The sequence below is a fragment of the Litorisediminicola beolgyonensis genome (assembly GCF_042679605.1).
Classification (GTDB): Bacteria; Pseudomonadota; Alphaproteobacteria; order Rhodobacterales; family Rhodobacteraceae; genus Litorisediminicola; species Litorisediminicola beolgyonensis.
This window is the reverse complement of sequence record NZ_JBHTMU010000004.1, coordinates 89,627-104,299: the sequence shown is the minus strand read 5'-3', so window position 1 is coordinate 104,299 and position 14,673 is coordinate 89,627. Positions and strand designations below refer to the sequence as shown.

16 protein-coding genes are annotated in these 14,673 nt (G+C 67.5%); 6 read left to right on the top strand and 10 right to left on the bottom strand.

Annotated features, from left to right (window positions below; all coding sequences use genetic code 11):
• Positions 1-14: 14 nt before the first annotated feature.
• Genes ACFQ4E_RS03770 through ACFQ4E_RS03760 form a run of 3 tightly spaced genes read right to left on the bottom strand, consistent with a single transcriptional unit; the run spans position 15 to position 4,155 of the window.
• Positions 15-881 carry an inositol monophosphatase family protein gene (locus tag ACFQ4E_RS03770; protein WP_386801585.1) on the bottom strand — a complete coding sequence of 289 codons (867 nt, stop codon included), beginning with the start codon at positions 879-881 and terminating at the stop codon, positions 15-17.
• Positions 882-934: 53 nt separating this feature from the next.
• Entirely contained in the window at positions 935-3,463 is a 2,529-nt protein-coding gene (locus ACFQ4E_RS03765; protein WP_386801584.1) for an ABC transporter permease, read from the bottom strand.
• Positions 3,460-4,155 (bottom strand): ABC transporter ATP-binding protein, encoded by a 696-nt coding sequence (locus tag ACFQ4E_RS03760; RefSeq protein WP_386801583.1) that lies wholly within the window; start codon positions 4,153-4,155, stop codon positions 3,460-3,462. The genes ACFQ4E_RS03765 and ACFQ4E_RS03760 overlap by 4 nt, the downstream gene beginning before the upstream one ends.
• Before the next feature lie 73 nt (positions 4,156-4,228).
• On the opposite strand from ACFQ4E_RS03760, the gene ACFQ4E_RS03755 reads away from it, so the two are divergent.
• Positions 4,229-4,837, top strand: a complete 609-nt coding sequence (locus tag ACFQ4E_RS03755; protein ID WP_386801582.1) for an arylesterase — start codon at positions 4,229-4,231, stop codon at positions 4,835-4,837.
• A gap of 92 nt (positions 4,838-4,929) precedes the next feature.
• Complete coding sequence (locus ACFQ4E_RS03750; protein WP_386801581.1) at positions 4,930-5,148, top strand: hypothetical protein; 219 nt, start codon at positions 4,930-4,932, stop codon at positions 5,146-5,148.
• A 102-nt stretch (positions 5,149-5,250) separates the two neighbouring features.
• Here the strand turns inward: ACFQ4E_RS03750 and ACFQ4E_RS03745 are convergent, their stop codons facing one another.
• The 3 genes from ACFQ4E_RS03745 to ACFQ4E_RS03735 all read right to left on the bottom strand — a co-directional run bounded on the left by ACFQ4E_RS03745 (position 5,251) and on the right by ACFQ4E_RS03735 (position 6,519).
• Positions 5,251-5,457 carry a cold-shock protein gene (locus ACFQ4E_RS03745; protein WP_386801580.1) on the bottom strand — a complete coding sequence of 69 codons (207 nt, stop codon included), beginning with the start codon at positions 5,455-5,457 and terminating at the stop codon, positions 5,251-5,253.
• A gap of 195 nt (positions 5,458-5,652) precedes the next feature.
• A complete protein-coding gene (locus ACFQ4E_RS03740) occupies positions 5,653-5,838 on the bottom strand; it encodes a hypothetical protein (protein ID WP_386801579.1) in 186 nt (61 codons plus the stop codon).
• A 126-nt stretch (positions 5,839-5,964) separates the two neighbouring features.
• Positions 5,965-6,519: a L,D-transpeptidase gene (locus ACFQ4E_RS03735; protein WP_386801578.1), complete on the bottom strand. Its 555-nt coding sequence runs from the start codon at positions 6,517-6,519 to the stop codon at positions 5,965-5,967.
• A gap of 479 nt (positions 6,520-6,998) precedes the next feature.
• Between ACFQ4E_RS03735 and ACFQ4E_RS03730 the strand changes: the two genes are divergently transcribed.
• A complete protein-coding gene (locus ACFQ4E_RS03730) occupies positions 6,999-7,433 on the top strand; it encodes an FKBP-type peptidyl-prolyl cis-trans isomerase (protein WP_386801577.1) in 435 nt (144 codons plus the stop codon).
• A 73-nt stretch (positions 7,434-7,506) separates the two neighbouring features.
• On the opposite strand, the gene ACFQ4E_RS03725 is transcribed toward ACFQ4E_RS03730, so the two are convergent.
• From ACFQ4E_RS03725 to ACFQ4E_RS03715, 3 genes are all read right to left on the bottom strand, one after another.
• Positions 7,507-8,298: an ABC transporter permease gene (locus ACFQ4E_RS03725; protein ID WP_386801576.1), complete on the bottom strand. Its 792-nt coding sequence runs from the start codon at positions 8,296-8,298 to the stop codon at positions 7,507-7,509.
• Positions 8,295-9,023: an ABC transporter ATP-binding protein gene (locus ACFQ4E_RS03720; RefSeq protein ID WP_386801575.1), complete on the bottom strand. Its 729-nt coding sequence runs from the start codon at positions 9,021-9,023 to the stop codon at positions 8,295-8,297. Before ACFQ4E_RS03720 ends, ACFQ4E_RS03725 begins: the two co-directional genes overlap by 4 nt.
• Before the next feature lie 118 nt (positions 9,024-9,141).
• Complete coding sequence (locus tag ACFQ4E_RS03715) at positions 9,142-11,067, bottom strand: FAD-binding monooxygenase (RefSeq protein WP_386801574.1); 1,926 nt, start codon at positions 11,065-11,067, stop codon at positions 9,142-9,144.
• A 131-nt stretch (positions 11,068-11,198) separates the two neighbouring features.
• Between ACFQ4E_RS03715 and ACFQ4E_RS03710 the strand changes: the two genes are divergently transcribed.
• Positions 11,199-11,651 carry a MarR family winged helix-turn-helix transcriptional regulator gene (locus ACFQ4E_RS03710; protein ID WP_386801573.1) on the top strand — a complete coding sequence of 151 codons (453 nt, stop codon included), beginning with the start codon at positions 11,199-11,201 and terminating at the stop codon, positions 11,649-11,651.
• Positions 11,652-11,664: 13 nt separating this feature from the next.
• Here the strand turns inward: ACFQ4E_RS03710 and ACFQ4E_RS03705 are convergent, their stop codons facing one another.
• Entirely contained in the window at positions 11,665-12,321 is a 657-nt protein-coding gene (locus ACFQ4E_RS03705; protein ID WP_386801572.1) for a GntR family transcriptional regulator, read from the bottom strand.
• 175 nt (positions 12,322-12,496) lie between these two features.
• On the opposite strand from ACFQ4E_RS03705, the gene ACFQ4E_RS03700 reads away from it, so the two are divergent.
• Complete coding sequence (locus ACFQ4E_RS03700; protein WP_386801571.1) at positions 12,497-13,552, top strand: Gfo/Idh/MocA family protein; 1,056 nt, start codon at positions 12,497-12,499, stop codon at positions 13,550-13,552.
• A gap of 104 nt (positions 13,553-13,656) precedes the next feature.
• A complete protein-coding gene (gene dctP / locus ACFQ4E_RS03695; RefSeq protein WP_386801570.1) occupies positions 13,657-14,661 on the top strand; it encodes a TRAP transporter substrate-binding protein DctP in 1,005 nt (334 codons plus the stop codon).
• Positions 14,662-14,673 lie beyond the last annotated feature (12 nt).

Sequence of the window (14,673 nt, the reverse complement as noted above, 5' to 3'; positions counted from 1 at the left end):
CGTGGGGTGGGGCGTCAGTCTTCGAGGAGGAACGCCCAGAGATCACGGAGGCGGTTCCAGGTGGCCTCGTCGGCGGCGGCGAGCAGGTAGCCCTCGCGCCGGTCGGCGCGGTAGTCCGATCCGTCGAGCAGCCTCACCACGCCGCCCGCGCGCGCGCCGATCACAGCCCCGGCGCTGTGGTCCCAGGGAGTGAGCCCGGCGGCGAGCACGAAATCGACGCCACCCTGGGCGAAGGTGCGGAACTCGTGGCAGGCGCAGCGCAGCGAGGTCAGGCGCTGGAAGCGCGGGAAGGTGGTGGCCATGGCGATGCGCTTGGCCTCGGGCAGGAGGTGCAGGCTGGCGAAGCCGCCGAGATCCTCGATGGCGCCGCCGCCCGAGACCTTGAGGCGGCGGGCGGGCGCGCGGCCGCGACGGTATTCGGCGGGCGCGCCGGCCTCGGCCTCGATCACGTCGTCGAGGAGCGGGTCGTAGAGCATGCCCCAGACCGGGATGCCGTAGCGGGTCATCGAAATGATCACCCCGAAGGCGGCGATGCCGTTGGCGAAGTTCCAGGTGCCGTCGACGGGGTCGATGGTGAAGCCGGTCTCGGCCTCGGCGAGCTTGGCCACCAGCCCGGGATTGGAGGCGACGTTCTCCTCGCCCACGATCAGGGCATGGGGGAAGCGGCGCTGGAGGGCGCGCGCGATCATCGCCTCGGCGGCGCGGTCGGCCTCGGTGACGAGATCCTGCGGGCCGCTTTTCTGGTCGATCTCGCCGGGGGCGAGGCGGCGGAAGCGGGGCAGGATCTCGGCGCGCGCGGCGCGGCGGACGAGGTTCAGGATCTCGGCCTTCTGGGCGCGACTGAGCGGTGCGGTGACGGCGGCGGGCAGGGTTTCTGACATGGGCGGTCTCCTTTGCCACGGGGGTTAGGCCCCGCGCGGCTGGGGTGCAAGCCTCATTCCCGGGCGCGGAGCACCTGCGCGGGCCGGGCCGCGAGCGGCGCCCAGGCGAAGGCCAGACCGGCGAGGAGCGTGGCCAGCACGCCGCCCGCGACGATGCCCAGGGCCGAGGGCCAGATCACCGCGTAGGAGGTCTCCATCAGGAAGGTCGAGACCGCCCAGCCGCCAAGGATGCCCGCGAGGATCGCCACGAGCCCCGCCGCGCCGCCCAGAAGGCCCGCGCGCAGCGCGAAGCTCGCCAGGATGCGTCCGCGCGCGGCGCCGACGGTCTTGAGGATCGCCGCCTCATAGGTGCGTGCGCCGACGCCCGCCGCGGCCGCGCCGATCAGGACGAGAAACCCGGTGACGAGCGTGGCCGCAGCGCCCCAGCGCACCGCCTCGGCGATGCCTTCGAGAAGCTCGGAGACCCGGTCGATGGCGTCGCGGACGCCGATCGCGGTGACATTGGGCAGCGCCTCGCCCACGGCGCGCAGCACCTGCGCCTCGTCCTCGGGATGGGCGTAGACGGTCGAGATGAAGGTATGCGGCGCGCCGCTCACCGAGTTCGGATCGAAGAGCATGACGAAGCCGATCCCGGCGGTGGAGAAATCGACCTCGCGGAACGAGGTGATGGTCGCGGTGATGTCTCGGCCAAGGATGTTCACGGTGATCTCGTCGCCGATCTCGAGCCCGATCTCGTCGGCCTCCTCGCGGGCGAAGCTGACCTGGGGTGGGCCGGAATAGTCCTCGGGCCACCATTCCCCGGCGACGACGCGGGTGTCCTCGGGCGGGGCGGCGGCATAGGTGATGCCGCGGTCGCCGCGGATCACCCAGTGGTCGCCCGCGACCTCGGTCGCGTCGACGCCGTTGATCTCGGTCACCACGCCGCGCAGCATCGGCGCGCTCTCGATCCGCTCGACGCTGTCCTCGGCCTCGACGATCTCGAGGAACCGGTCCATCTGGTCCTTCTGGATGTCGACGAAGAAATAGGAGGGCGCGATCTCGGGCAGGTCGCGGCTGATCGCGGCGCGGAGGTTGCCGTCGATCTGGCCGATCGCGGCGAGAACGGCGAGGCCGAGGCCCAGCGACAGGACGACAGACACCGATTCCTCGCGCGGGCCGCCGATGGAGGACAGCGCCCAGCGAAGCGCGGGCTTGCCGCGCGCGGCGGGGGTGGCGGCGCGGGCCAGGCGGAGGACGAGGATCGCGGCGCCCACGAGGATCAGGAGCGAGCCCAGGATGCCGCCCGCGGTCCAGAGCGTCAGGCGCGCATCGCCCGAGAAGAGCATCGCGACGCCGATGAGAAGCGCGAGGAGCGCGATGGTCCAGAGCACGAAGCGGGTGGCGGGCAGGGCGCGGGCGGTGCCGAGCGCGTCGCGGAAGAGCGTGGCGGCGCGCACCTCTTCCGTCCGGGCCAGAGGCCAGAGCGTGAAGAGCAGCGCCGTCAGGACGCCGTAGATCGCGGCTTCGGCGAGCGGTCCGGGGTGCAGACCGAAGAGCGTCGGCACCGGCAGGGCGGCCGAGATCATCGGCGCGAAGGCGAGGGGCACGGCGGCCCCGAGGATCAGGCCCAGCACAATCCCGAGCGCGGCCAGCGCGCCAATCTGCAGGAAATAGGTCAGGAAGATCACCCGCCGCTCGGCGCCGAGCGTGCGCAGCGTCGCGATGACGGAGGTCTTGCGCGCCAGGTAGGACCGCACCGCCGAGGAGACGCCGACGCCGCCCACGGCCAGCCCCGAGAGGCCCACGAGCACCAGGAAGGCCGCCAGCCGCTCGACGAAGCGGGCGGTGCCGGGCGCGCCGTTGCGGGCATCGCGCCAGCGGATGCCGCTGTCGCGCCAGAGCTCGCGCGCCTCCGCGTCGAGCGCGTCGAGATCGGTGCCTTCGGGAAGGAGCACGCGGTACTCGGTCTCGAAAAGCGTGCCGGGCTCCAGAAGGCCCGAGCCTTCGAGCGCGCTGGTGCGCATTAGCGTGCGAGGCCCGAAATCGAAACCGCCCCCGGCATCGTCGGGCTCGCGCTCGATGATCGCCGAAAGGTGGAATTGCGCGTCGCCGAGGCGGAACGTGTCGCCGGGTGCGAGACCCAGGCGATTGGCCAGAAGCGGCGCCATCACCGCACCGGGGAGGCCCTCGGCGCCGTCGAGCGCGTCCGAGAGCGGCATCGGCGGGTCGAGCACCATCTCGCCCAGGAGCGGGTAGGCGTCGTCGACCGATTTCACCTGCGTCAGAGCGCGCTCTGAACTCTCGCCCTCGCCGGTGACGGCCATGGAGCGGAAATCGGTGACCTCGGAGACCGCGGTGGAGATCTCGTCGAGCCAGGCGCGCTCTTCTTCGGTCGCGAAGCGGTAGGTGAACTGCGCCTCGGCGTCGCCGCCCAGAAGGACAGCGCCCTGGTCGCGCAAGCCGGCCTCGATGGCGGCGCGGACCGATCCGACGCCCGCGATGGCGGCCACGCCCAAGGCAAGGCAGGCGAGAAAGATGCGGAACCCCTTTAGGCCGCCCCGAAGCTCGCGTCGCGCAAGCCGTGCCGCGATCGCAAGGCTCATTCCGCGGCGGCCTTGATCTGGGTGTCGGCCACGCGCCCGTCGGTCAGGCGCACGACGCGGTCGCAGAGATCGGCGAGCGCGCGGGAATGGGTGACGAGCACGAGCGTCGCCTTGTGGCGGTCGCGCAGGTCGAAGAGGAGGTCCATGATCGCCTGCCCGGTGGTCCCATCGAGATTGCCCGTCGGCTCGTCGGCCAGCAGGATCTCCGGGCGCGGCGCGGAGGCGCGCGCGAGCGCGACGCGCTGCTGTTCGCCGCCCGAGAGCTGCGCGGGGTAGTGATCGGCACGTTTGCCCAGACCCACCGCCTCGAGCTCGGCGCGGGCGCGGTCGAAGGCGTCGGCGTGGCCCGCCAGTTCCAGGGGCGTGGCCACGTTTTCGAGCGCCGTCATGGTCGGGATCAGGTGGAAGGACTGGAACACGACCCCCATATGCCCGCGCCGGAAGCGCGCCAGCGCGTCCTCGTCCATCGCGGTCAGATCGTGGCCGAGCGCGCGCACCTCGCCGCCAGTGGCGCGTTCGAGACCGCCCATGACCATCAGAAGCGACGACTTGCCCGACCCGGACGGCCCGACGAGTCCGATCGTCTCGCCCTGGGTGACCTCGAGATCGATCCCATGCAGGATTTCCACCGGACCGGCATTGCCCTCGAGGCTCAAGGTCACATCTTTGAGTCGTAGGACGGAATCGGACATGAGGGTGCCTTCTGAAATGTCGAATTCAGTTGGATATGGGGTCGCTCTGCGCGCGAGCAAGGCGGGTGCGGCGATGTTGCTGCTCTGCAGCGCCGCTGCCGCGGACACGCTGGAGATCGTGGCGCTGGGCGATTCGCTGACGCAAGGATACGGGCTGCCGCAGGGCGAGGGCTTCGTCCCCCAGCTGCAGGACTGGCTGAGCGCCAACGGCGTCGACGCGACGCTGGTCAATGCCGGGGTCTCGGGCGACACCACGGCGGGCGGCCGCGCGCGGGTCGCCTGGTCCCTGAACGATGAGACCGACGCGGTGATCGTGTCGCTCGGCGGCAACGACCTCTTGCGCGGCATCGCTCCGGAAACCGCGAAGGACAATCTCGATGCGATCCTCGCCGAGGTCGCGGAGCGCGGGCTGCCCGCGCTTCTGGTCGGGATCGACGCGCCGGGCAATTACGGCTCGGACTACGAGGCGGCGTTCGACGGGATGTATGTCGAGCTGAGCCAGGATTACGGCACGCTGCTCTACCCGGATTTCTTCATGGCGCTCCGCGAAGACGGCGTGCCCCTGGCGGGGCAGGGCGACCTGATGCAGCCCGATGGCATCCATCCCTCGGCCGAAGGCGTGTCGCGGGTCGTGGCCGATATCGGCCCCTGGGTGGCGGAGCTCGCGGCGCGGGCGCGGTGATCCGAACCGGGTTCACGAAAGGGTGATCTTTCCGGTCTGAAACTTCCGCCCGAGGGGTGTCGTGGCTTCTCCCACTCAAGGAGGAGAAAATGATGACCAAGACGATTGCATTGATCGCTGCTGCCCTACTGGCCCTTGCCGGCCCCGCCTTTGCAAAGGGGCACAACATGGCGTCCGAGAACGATAAGCGTGCGGACCGGGGAGCAGAGGCGCTTGTCACTGGGCCGAAGGGCCTGATTAGCGACAACGCCAAAACCGGATTTGATGCCGCGACCACCAAGAGCGGCAACGCGGACAAGGACGACGAATAAGTCGGACGTCCGTCGATATCGTCCGGGCCGTGTGCTGACCACGTGCTTCGGACACAAAAAAAGGCGCCCGGGGGGCGCCTTTTTCAACCGTGATCCGAGGCCTCAGGCCAGGGCGAGGTTCACTGCCGACTCGCGGCCGTCACGGCCGGGCTGAATGTCGAAAGTGACCTTCTGGTTGTCGGCAAGGCCGGTCAGGCCCGAGCGCTCGACAGCGGAGATGTGCACGAACACATCCTTGGAGCCGCCATCGGGGGCGATGAAGCCGTAGCCTTTGGTGGTGTTGAACCATTTGACGGTGCCAGTAGCCATCGTCGTTTCTCCTATAGTCAACTGCCCGCGGAAGTGCGGCAGGTCGGCTCAGTCAGTGCAAGATCGATGGGCTGAGCCTTGGTAGAGGAGCAGGTCGATAGAGGTAACGTCGCGGCTGCGGCTATGCCAAATTGGGCCCGATTCGACAAGAAAAATCCCTGTGAGGGGATTGAACGTCCAGCGTAAACTTGCCGCTCAAAGGGCCGCGGGCGACGGCTCGGGGGCGCGCATCGTAGCGACGATCCCTACCGAACCAATGGCAAGACTGGTGGCGATGTAAAGACCGAAAGAGGTCGCAAGTCCCATTCCCATGAGCGACCAGCCGATAAGCCCGGCGCAGAGGCCGGCGAGACTGCCGAGGATGATCGCGAATGAGGCCATGAAATTCTCCGCCTGCAGTCTGAAGGCTACTCGTTAAAGTGGAATGAATAGGAAAATCGCGGCAAGAATGAGGCGGCGACGCGGCAATGGCAATGCCCCGCCGCCGCATTTGAGCGAAAAATCGGCTCAGAGAACGGTGACCTTGGCGCCCTTGGGAACGCGCTCGTACAGGTCGATCACGTGGTCGTTGATCATCCGGATGCAGCCGTTGGACACCGAGCGGCCGATCGAGCCGGGCTGGGTCGTGCCATGGATGCGGAAGAACGTGTCGCGCCCGTTCTGGAAGAGGTAGAGCGCTCGTGCGCCAAGCGGGTTGCCGGGGCCGCCGGGCTCGACATAGTCGTTGTCCTTGAACTTGGCGTAGGTCTTGGGCTCGCGCTCGATCATCTCGTCGGTCGGACGCCAGGTCGGCCACTCCTTCTTGGCGCCGATCACGGCGGAGCCGGTGAACTCGAGCCCGGCCTTGCCGGTGCCGACGCCGTAGCGGCGCGCCTGGCCCGGAGCCTCGACGAAATAGAGGAAATGCGCGCGCGGCAGCACCAGAAGCTGGCCCGGCTCCAGGTCGGAGCGGATCGAGACTGTCTGCGGGCGGAAAACGGGGTCGAGCGTGAACGCGTTTGCCACGGCGGGCATCGCCAGCGCGGCGGCGCTCGAAGCAAGAAGTGTACGGCGGTCGATCATAGCAGCGGCCTTTCTTTCGGAACGACGGGGCGCATCCCAGCGTCGGTCGGGTCTGGTCGTTTCAGTCGTCGCGCGCATGGGCAAGCACGACAGGCCCCGGCGGGGCCGCCATCGCGCGGTCGCGGCGTATTCTGTCCGCACAGGGGCGCGATGCAATGCGCAGACGCGTGAGCGCGACACAAGCATGGCGTGAATGCCACATGCGGCGGTGATGTTGTTGGTCTATACGTGGGAATCCGTCTCCAAAGCGTCAACCGCCGCCCCATCCGAGGTGATCTCCGACATGGTGTGAGCGGAAGATCGCCGATCGTTTGCATTCTGGCCGAGCGGCGCTTAGCCTTGGGACAAGCCCAAAGCGGCACGATACGCAGTCGCCCAGATCGGTCCGGACGGACCAGAGCGCTGCCAGAGACTCTTCGCGCACCCGACCCGGTGCCGCATGCCGCAACCCTTTCCCCATTTCCCGCAAAGGAGACATCATGTCCGAGGTCAAATCCGGCGATACCGTTCGCATCCACTACACCGGCACGCTTGCCGATGGCTCCACCTTCGATTCGAGCGCCGGTCGCGAGCCCCTCGAGTTCACCGTGGGCTCCGGCCAGATCATCCCCGGTCTCGACCGCGCGCTGCCCGGCATGACGGTCGGCGACACCAAGAAGGTCGAGATCGCCGCGGACGACGCCTATGGCCAGCCGAACCCGGATGCCCGCCAGGAGGTCCCGCGCGACCAGATCCCCGCGGATATCCCGCTTGAGCCCGGCACGCAGCTGCAGGTGCAGACCCAGGCCGGGCAGGTGATGCCGGTGACCGTGGCCGAGGTGAGCGACACGATCGTGACGCTCGACGCCAACCACCCGCTCGCGGGAAAGGATCTGACCTTCGATATCGAGCTGGTCGAGATCAAGGCCGCCTGATCGGGTACGCGTATCTGCCCCTCGGGGCCGGGAAGCCCGCCTGTCCAGGCGGGCTTTTTCGTGTCCGGTGGCCTCAGCCCTTCCGGCGTACGAGTCCACGTGCCGGGTCGTAGCCCCAGAGCGCCAGCGCCATGAACACCGCGCCCGCAAGCACGGTCCAGAGAAGCGCCCAGCCGTTCCATTGCAGATAGAGCGCGAAGCGGATCAGCTCGACCGCGTGGGTGAAGGGGTTGGCCGCGCAGATGTCGCGCAGGAGCGACGAGCTCTCGGCCATCTTCCAGAGCGGGTAGAGCGCGGTCGACAGGAAGAACATCGGGAAGATCACGAAGTTCATCACGCCCGCGAAGTTCTCCAGCTGCTTGATGAAGGACGACAGCGCCAGCCCCAACGCGCCCAGCATCAGCCCCGAGACCACCAGCGCCGGGAAGACGGCCAGATAGCCCCAGGGCGTCATCTCGATCCCGTAGGCCCAGGTGATCGCGAGGAAGGTATAGACCTGCAGCGTCCCGATCAGGGTCGAGCCCAGGAGCTTGCAGAAGAGAAGCCAGCCGCGGGGCAGGGGCGCGGTCAAAAGAAGCCGCATCGACCCGGTCTCGCGGTCGTAGACGAGGCTCAGCGAGCTCTGCATCCCGTTGAAGAGCAGAATCATGCCGCAGAGGCCCGGCACGATATAGGTCTCGTAGGTGATGTAGGTCGCGTAGGGCGGGATGATCGACAGCCCCAGCGCGGCGCGGAAGCCCGCGGCGAAGACGATCAGCCAGACCAGCGGGCGGACCAGCGCCGCAAGGAAGCGTTCGCGCTGGTGGATGAAGCGCAGGGCCTCGCGGGCGACGATGGCGCGGAGCGCGATCAGAAGATGTCTCATGCGGCCTCCGGCAGGCCGGTGACGCGCAGGAAGTAGTCCTTGAGGCTGTCCGGCCCTCGCAGCGCCGCGGTCTCGCCATCTGCGAGGATGCGGCCCTGGTGCAGAACCACCAGCCGGTCGCTGTCCTGTACCTCGTCGGTCAGATGCGTGGCCCAGAGCACGGTCAGCCCGTCCTCGGCACAGAGGCGGTGGACGTGATCGGTGATCGACTGGCGCGCCGCGGCGTCGAGCCCGACGGTCGCCTCGTCGAGCAGCAGAACCTTTGGCTCATGGATGAGCGCGCGGGCGATCTCGGTCCGCCGCCGGTGGCCGCCATTGAGATTGCGCGCTTTCTCACCGGCGCGTTCGGCGATGTCGAGCCGGTCGAGCGCGGCGTCGATCCGGCGCGCGGCATCGCGCCCGGAGAGCCCCTGAAGCGCGGCGAAATAGGCGAGGTTCTGCCGGATGGTCAGGTCGAGATCGAGGGTCGGCGACTGGAACACCACGCCCATCTGCCCAAGCGCGCGGCGCGGCTCGGAGGCGATGTCGCATCCCGCCACCCGGATCGTGCCGTCCGGCGTGGTGAAAAGCCGCGTGAGCAGGCCGAAAAGCGTCGACTTGCCCGCGCCGTTCGGCCCCAGGAGCGCGGCGAAGCGGCCCGGCGCCACGTCGAAGCTCACGCCGTCGAGTGCCTGTTTCGCGCCGTAGCGGAACGAGACCTGATCGACGGACAATCCGTGGGACATGGGCAAAGCCTCGGGGCTGATGAGCGGTGCGTCCGCGACCTTAGTGGGCGAGCCGGGGGAGGACAAATAGAGACCAAAGGCCGGGGTCGGTCGCGGCGTCGTTGCGGTCAGCTCCGCGTCAGGCTTGCCGCGCTTTCGGCAGCAGGACTTTGGAGAAGAACGCCGACAGCTCTTCGGTGCCGTCGAGGGGCAGGACATGCGCGACGTACTGGTCCGGCCTGACCACGACGAGACAGCCCTGCGCCCGGTCGATCCCGCGCATCTCGAAGATGTCTCCGCGCCCCTTGTGATCGACGCAGAAGACCTTTTCGTGGTCGCGCAGACCGAGCGGTCCTTTCTCGGGCAAAAGAAGCGGCGGCAGATCCTCGATGGCCAGGTCCTCGAAGCTCTGCTGGAAGATCACCCGCAGGTCGATCACCGCGTCGATATCTTCGTCGGGGCCGGTATGGCGGAGGATGGGCGAGGCGGGGTCCTGCGCCAGCCACTCCGCAAGCACGTGGATCTGCGAGCCGGGCGCGGTGCTGTCGTCCCTCCCGACGAAGGCGTAGAGACGCCAGCGCGCATCCGCCTCGGCGACGTGACCGAGCTGCATCTGCATCGCGTCCGCGACCCGCACCACCGGCGCGGAATGGAAGCGGCGGCCGATGGGCAGGCCGGTCGCCAGCGCCTGATGCGTCGGCGCGGCGGTCAGGTCGGAGCGGTCATACTGCACCGCCAGACCGCCGGTAAATTCGAGATTCTCGATGAATTGCGCCTGGAAGCGGGGCATGTCGCCCCCGTCGAGCTCGGATTGCCCGGGAGGCGCGGACATGATCCGCGACCAGGCATGGTCGGTGTCGATGAGCCGCTTGGCCTCGACCCAGCGCTCGGCGGCATAGCTGCGCAACAGGCCCGGAGCGGCGCGGCCGGTCAGCACATGGGCGAGCTTCCAGCCGAGGTTGAAGGCGTCCTGCATCGACACGTTCATGCCTTGCCCGGCCTTGGGGCTGTGGGTGTGGCAGGCATCGCCCGCGGTGAAGACGCGGGGGTTCCGATCCACGCCCTCGGGCACGTCGTCGAAGCGGTCGGACAGCCGGTGCCCGATCTCGTAGACCGACCACCAGACGACCTCTTTCACGTCGATGCTGTAGGGCCGCATGATCCGGTTGGCGGCCGCGATGATGTGATCGGCGGTCAGGTTGCGGCTCGAGACGCGTTCCTCGGGATTGAGCTTGTCGAGCTCGACATACATCCGGAAGAGATAGCCGCCCTCGCGCGGCAGGATCAGGATATTGCCCTCGGTCGACGAGGTGATCAGGCATTTCTGCCGGACATCGGGGAAATCGGTATTGGCGAGGATGTCCATCACGCCCCAGGCCTGATGCGCGGCATCGCCCTGAAGGGTGCCGCCGATGGCCTTGCGCACGGTCGAGCGGGCGCCGTCGCAGCCGACGACATAATTCGCGCGCACGGTCCGGGTCTCGCCCGCGTTGATGCCGGTGTTCTCGAGCGTGACGGTGATCGGGTGATCGACCGCCTCGGGATCGATGACGAGATCGCGCACCGCCCAGGAATAGTCGGGCTCGAGCCGGGAGGGGGAGTTATTCATCACGTTCAGGAAAAGCTCGTGCACACGCGCCTGGTTGATCAGGGTGTGGGGCATCTCCGAGCTGTCATCCGGCACGTCCTGAACGCGGCCGATGCGGCGGATGCGGTCGGGCGCGTCGGGATCGGGCGACCAGAAGGCTGTCTGGTTGACCCAGTAGCTTTCGCGCTTGACGGTCTCGGCGAAGCCGAAGGCCTGGAACATCTCCATGGTGCGGGTGTTGATGCCGTCCGCCTGGCCTTTCTCGATAGGGCCGGGCTTGGGCTCGACGATCATCGTGTCGATCTCGGGGAACTGCGAGAGCTGCGCGGCAAGGCAGAGCCCCGCCGGTCCGCATCCGGCGATCAGCACGTCGACGCGGTCGGGCAAGGGGGCGTGCTGGCCGCGATTGCGACGGCAGGGCGCCGCCGGCTTGATGTCCGGATCGCCGCCGCGAAACCCTTCCAGATAGAACTGCATCGCCTGTCCTCCCGCTGTGTTGCGTCACTTTTAGTAACTATTCATACTAATTTTCAATCTGAAAATATGTATACAAACTATCTTGGGAAAGTAGAGTGATTGAAACGGCTTGGGGGCGAGGTTGGGGTGACATGAAAGCGCATGGGATGGCTGGGCACCTGATCCGGCGACTGAATCAGCTCTCGACTCAGGTCTTCTCGAAGCACCTTCAGGATGCCGGGTTCGACCTGACACCAGTGCAATTCGCGGCGATGGACGCGGTGATCACCCATCCCGGCATCGACCAGGCGGGCGTGGCTGCGAAGATCGCCTATGACCGCGCGACCATCGGGGGCGTGATCGACCGGCTGGAACAGAAGGGCTACGTCACGCGCGCCGTCAGCGCCCGCGACCGGCGGGCGCGAGACGTGCGCGCCACGCCGGTTGGGCGGGACCTGTTCGACCGCGTGCTGCCGATCGTAGAAGCGCTTCAGGACGACGTTCTCGCCGGGCTCGACGCCGCCGAGCGCGCGCAGTTTCTGCGGCTGGCGCGGAAGGCCATCGGAGAGGGCGCGGGGCTGGCGCCGTCAGCGCCGACCGAGTAAGCAGGGGGCGCGCTCAGTCCAGCGCCGCGAGCGTGTGGGCGAGACCCTTGCGGACATGTTCTTCCAGCATCTCGGCGGCGGCCTGCGGCTTGCGGTCGAGAGCGGCCTCGAACATCACCTTGTGCTCGCGGGCGGCGATCTCGCCGCGATAGGTCAGGACGAGGTTCTGGTAACGCTGGTACTTGTCGAAGAGCGTCCGGTGCAGGGACATCAGGTTCTGCGACCCGCAGGCCGCGATCATGGCGAGATGAAACTCCCAGTCGTAGCGCTTCCAGGTCTCCTTCTCGCTCTCCTCGCCGGCGCGCATCCGCTCTTCCATGACGTGAAGCTTGTGATGGGCGGCGACGAGATTGCCCTCCCACTCGGTATCGCCATTGGCGATCGACAGGCGCAGCGCGTGGGTCTCGAGAAGGATGCGCAGCTCGGCGATCTCCTCCATGTCTGCGCGCGACACCGGCTTGACCAGGAAGCCGCGCTGCGCGGGGGCCTCGACGAAGCCGTCGCTGACCAGCCGGTTGAGCGTCTCGCGCAGGGTCGACAGGCTGGCATCGTAGCGGGCCTTCAGGGCATCGAGCTTCAGCTTCGCGCCCGGCTCGAGGATGCCGAAGATGATGTCGTGCTTGATGCGCGCGTAAGTACTCGATCCGACGGTCGGGGTGCTGTTGGGCATCGGTCCTCGTCTGACAGTCCCTGGATTTCCGCGGGCATCTGATGTGCCGTATGGTCCCTCGGGTTTCGACGTTAGCCGATAATGCTAAAAATACCAGATATTCTTGCCAGCCACGGAACGCGCCGATAGCCTCTCCGGTGTCGCGTCCCCGGGCGCGTGTCTTTAGGAGGAGACGATGGCCGATCACTGCCGCCTCGGAATCGCCGGTCTGGGTCTGGTCGGTCGTCGCCATGCCGACGCCATCGCGGCCTGCAACGGTGCACGCCTCGTCGCCGTCGCCGATCCCTCCGCAGACGGGCAGGCGTCGGCCGATGCGCTGGGCGTCCGGTGTTTTCCATCGCTCGACGAGATGCTGGACGAGGCCGCGCTCGACGGCGTCCTCCTGGCGAGCCCGACCGGCCTGCATGTCGACCAAGCGCAGGCCGCGGTGGCGCGTGGATGCCCGGCGCTGATCGAAAAGCCCATCGGCACGAGCGCCGCCGATGCGATGGCACTGGTCGAGGCCGCCGAGGCGGCGGGCGTGCCGCTTCTCGTCGGCCATCACCGGCGGCACAATCCTCTGAGCTGCGCGGCGAAAGAGGTGATCGCCGAGGGGCGGCTCGGCATAATCCGCGCGGTGCAGGCGACCTGCTGGTTCTACAAGCCCGACAGCTATTTCGACACGGCGCCCTGGCGGAAAGAGCCGGGCGCGGGCCCGATCTCGGTCAATCTCGTGCATGATGTCGACCTGATGCGCCATTTCTGCGGAGAGGTCGTGGCGGTGCAGGCCACCGCCAGCCCGTCTATGCGCGGCTTCGCCAACGAGGACGTCGCGGCAGCGGTGCTCGAGTTCGAGAGCGGCGCGGTCGGGACGATCTCGGTCTCCGACAGCACGGTGTCGCCCTGGTCGTGGGAGATGACCTCGGGCGAATATCCGGTCTACCCGGTCACGCCGGAGAGCTGCTACCATATCGGCGGGACCGACGGCGCGCTGTCGATCCCGGACATGCGGCTCTGGACCCATAGGGGCGCTCCCGACTGGTGGATGCCGATCTCGGCGACCTCGCTGGTGCGCGGCGCGTCGGACCCGCTGGTCAACCAGATCCGGCATTTCGTCGAGGTCGTCCTGGGCCGGGAGGAGCCGCTCGTCTCGGGGCTCGAAGGCGTCCGGACCCTGCAGGTGGTCGAGGGGATCCAGGTCTCGGCCCAGAGGCGCGAGCGGGTGAGTATCCCTCGGCTCGGTCGCGGGTGAGGGCATAAAATATCAGAGATTTTTAAAATTATCTTGCAAAAGGGTATGTGTTCACCATGCTGGTGCGGGATGAATTCAGGATTTGTCTCACGGGAGGAGAAAAGATGATCACCAGATTTACCAGACGCGTCGCGCTGTCCGCGCTCGTGGCCGCAGGCGCGCTCGCCGCGGCTCCGGTCGTGGCGCAGGACAAGGTCGAGCTTCGCATGTCGATGGCCGGATCCGAGACCGATCAGCGCGCCGTAGCGATGGCCGAGGTCTTCGGCCCGGCGGTCTCGGACTTCGCCGATTACAAGCCGAGCTACAACGCGACGCTCTTCGCGCAGGGCACCGAGCTCGAGGCGATCAGCCGCGGCAATCTCGAGATGTCGATCACCTCGGCGCAGGAGCTCGCGCAGTTCTTCCCGGAATTCTCGATCTTCACCGCAGGATACGTGCTTCAGGACGCCGATCACCAGGTCGCGGTCTTCAACGACGAGCTGTTCGATCCGTTCAAGGCGCGCGCCGAGGATGACCTTGGCGTCAAGCTCCTGGCGCCGATGTATCTGGGCCGCCGCCACGTGAACCTGCGCCAGTGCCGCGACGAGCTGGACGTGAAGACGCCCGCGGATCTCGAAGGCGTGAACCTGCGGATGCCCGGCACCGATGCGTGGCAGTTCCTCGGCAAGGCCTTGGGCGCGTCGCCGACGCCGATGTCCTTCTCCGAGGTCTATACCGCGCTCTCGACCGGTGCCGTGGACGGGCAGGACAACCCGCTGCCGACCGTGGTGGACGCGAAATTCTACGAGGTCACCTGCCAGATCGCGCTCACTTCGCATCTGGTGGACTGGAACTTCATCGCGATCTCCAAGGCCGTGTTTGACGGTCTGACCGAAGAGCAGCAGGCCGCCGTGACCGAGGCCGCCGTCGCCGCCGCCGATGCGGGCCGCGCCGCGCAGCTTCAGAAGGAAGAGGAGCTTGGCGCCTTCATCGAAGAGAATGGCGTCGAAATCTACGAGCCCGATGTTGCCGCGTTCCGCGATCAGGTGCAGAAAATGTATCTCGAAAGCGATTTCGCCAATGATTGGCCCGAGGGCGTCCTCGAAGCGGTGAACGCGCTCGGCAACTGATCGCGAGACCCT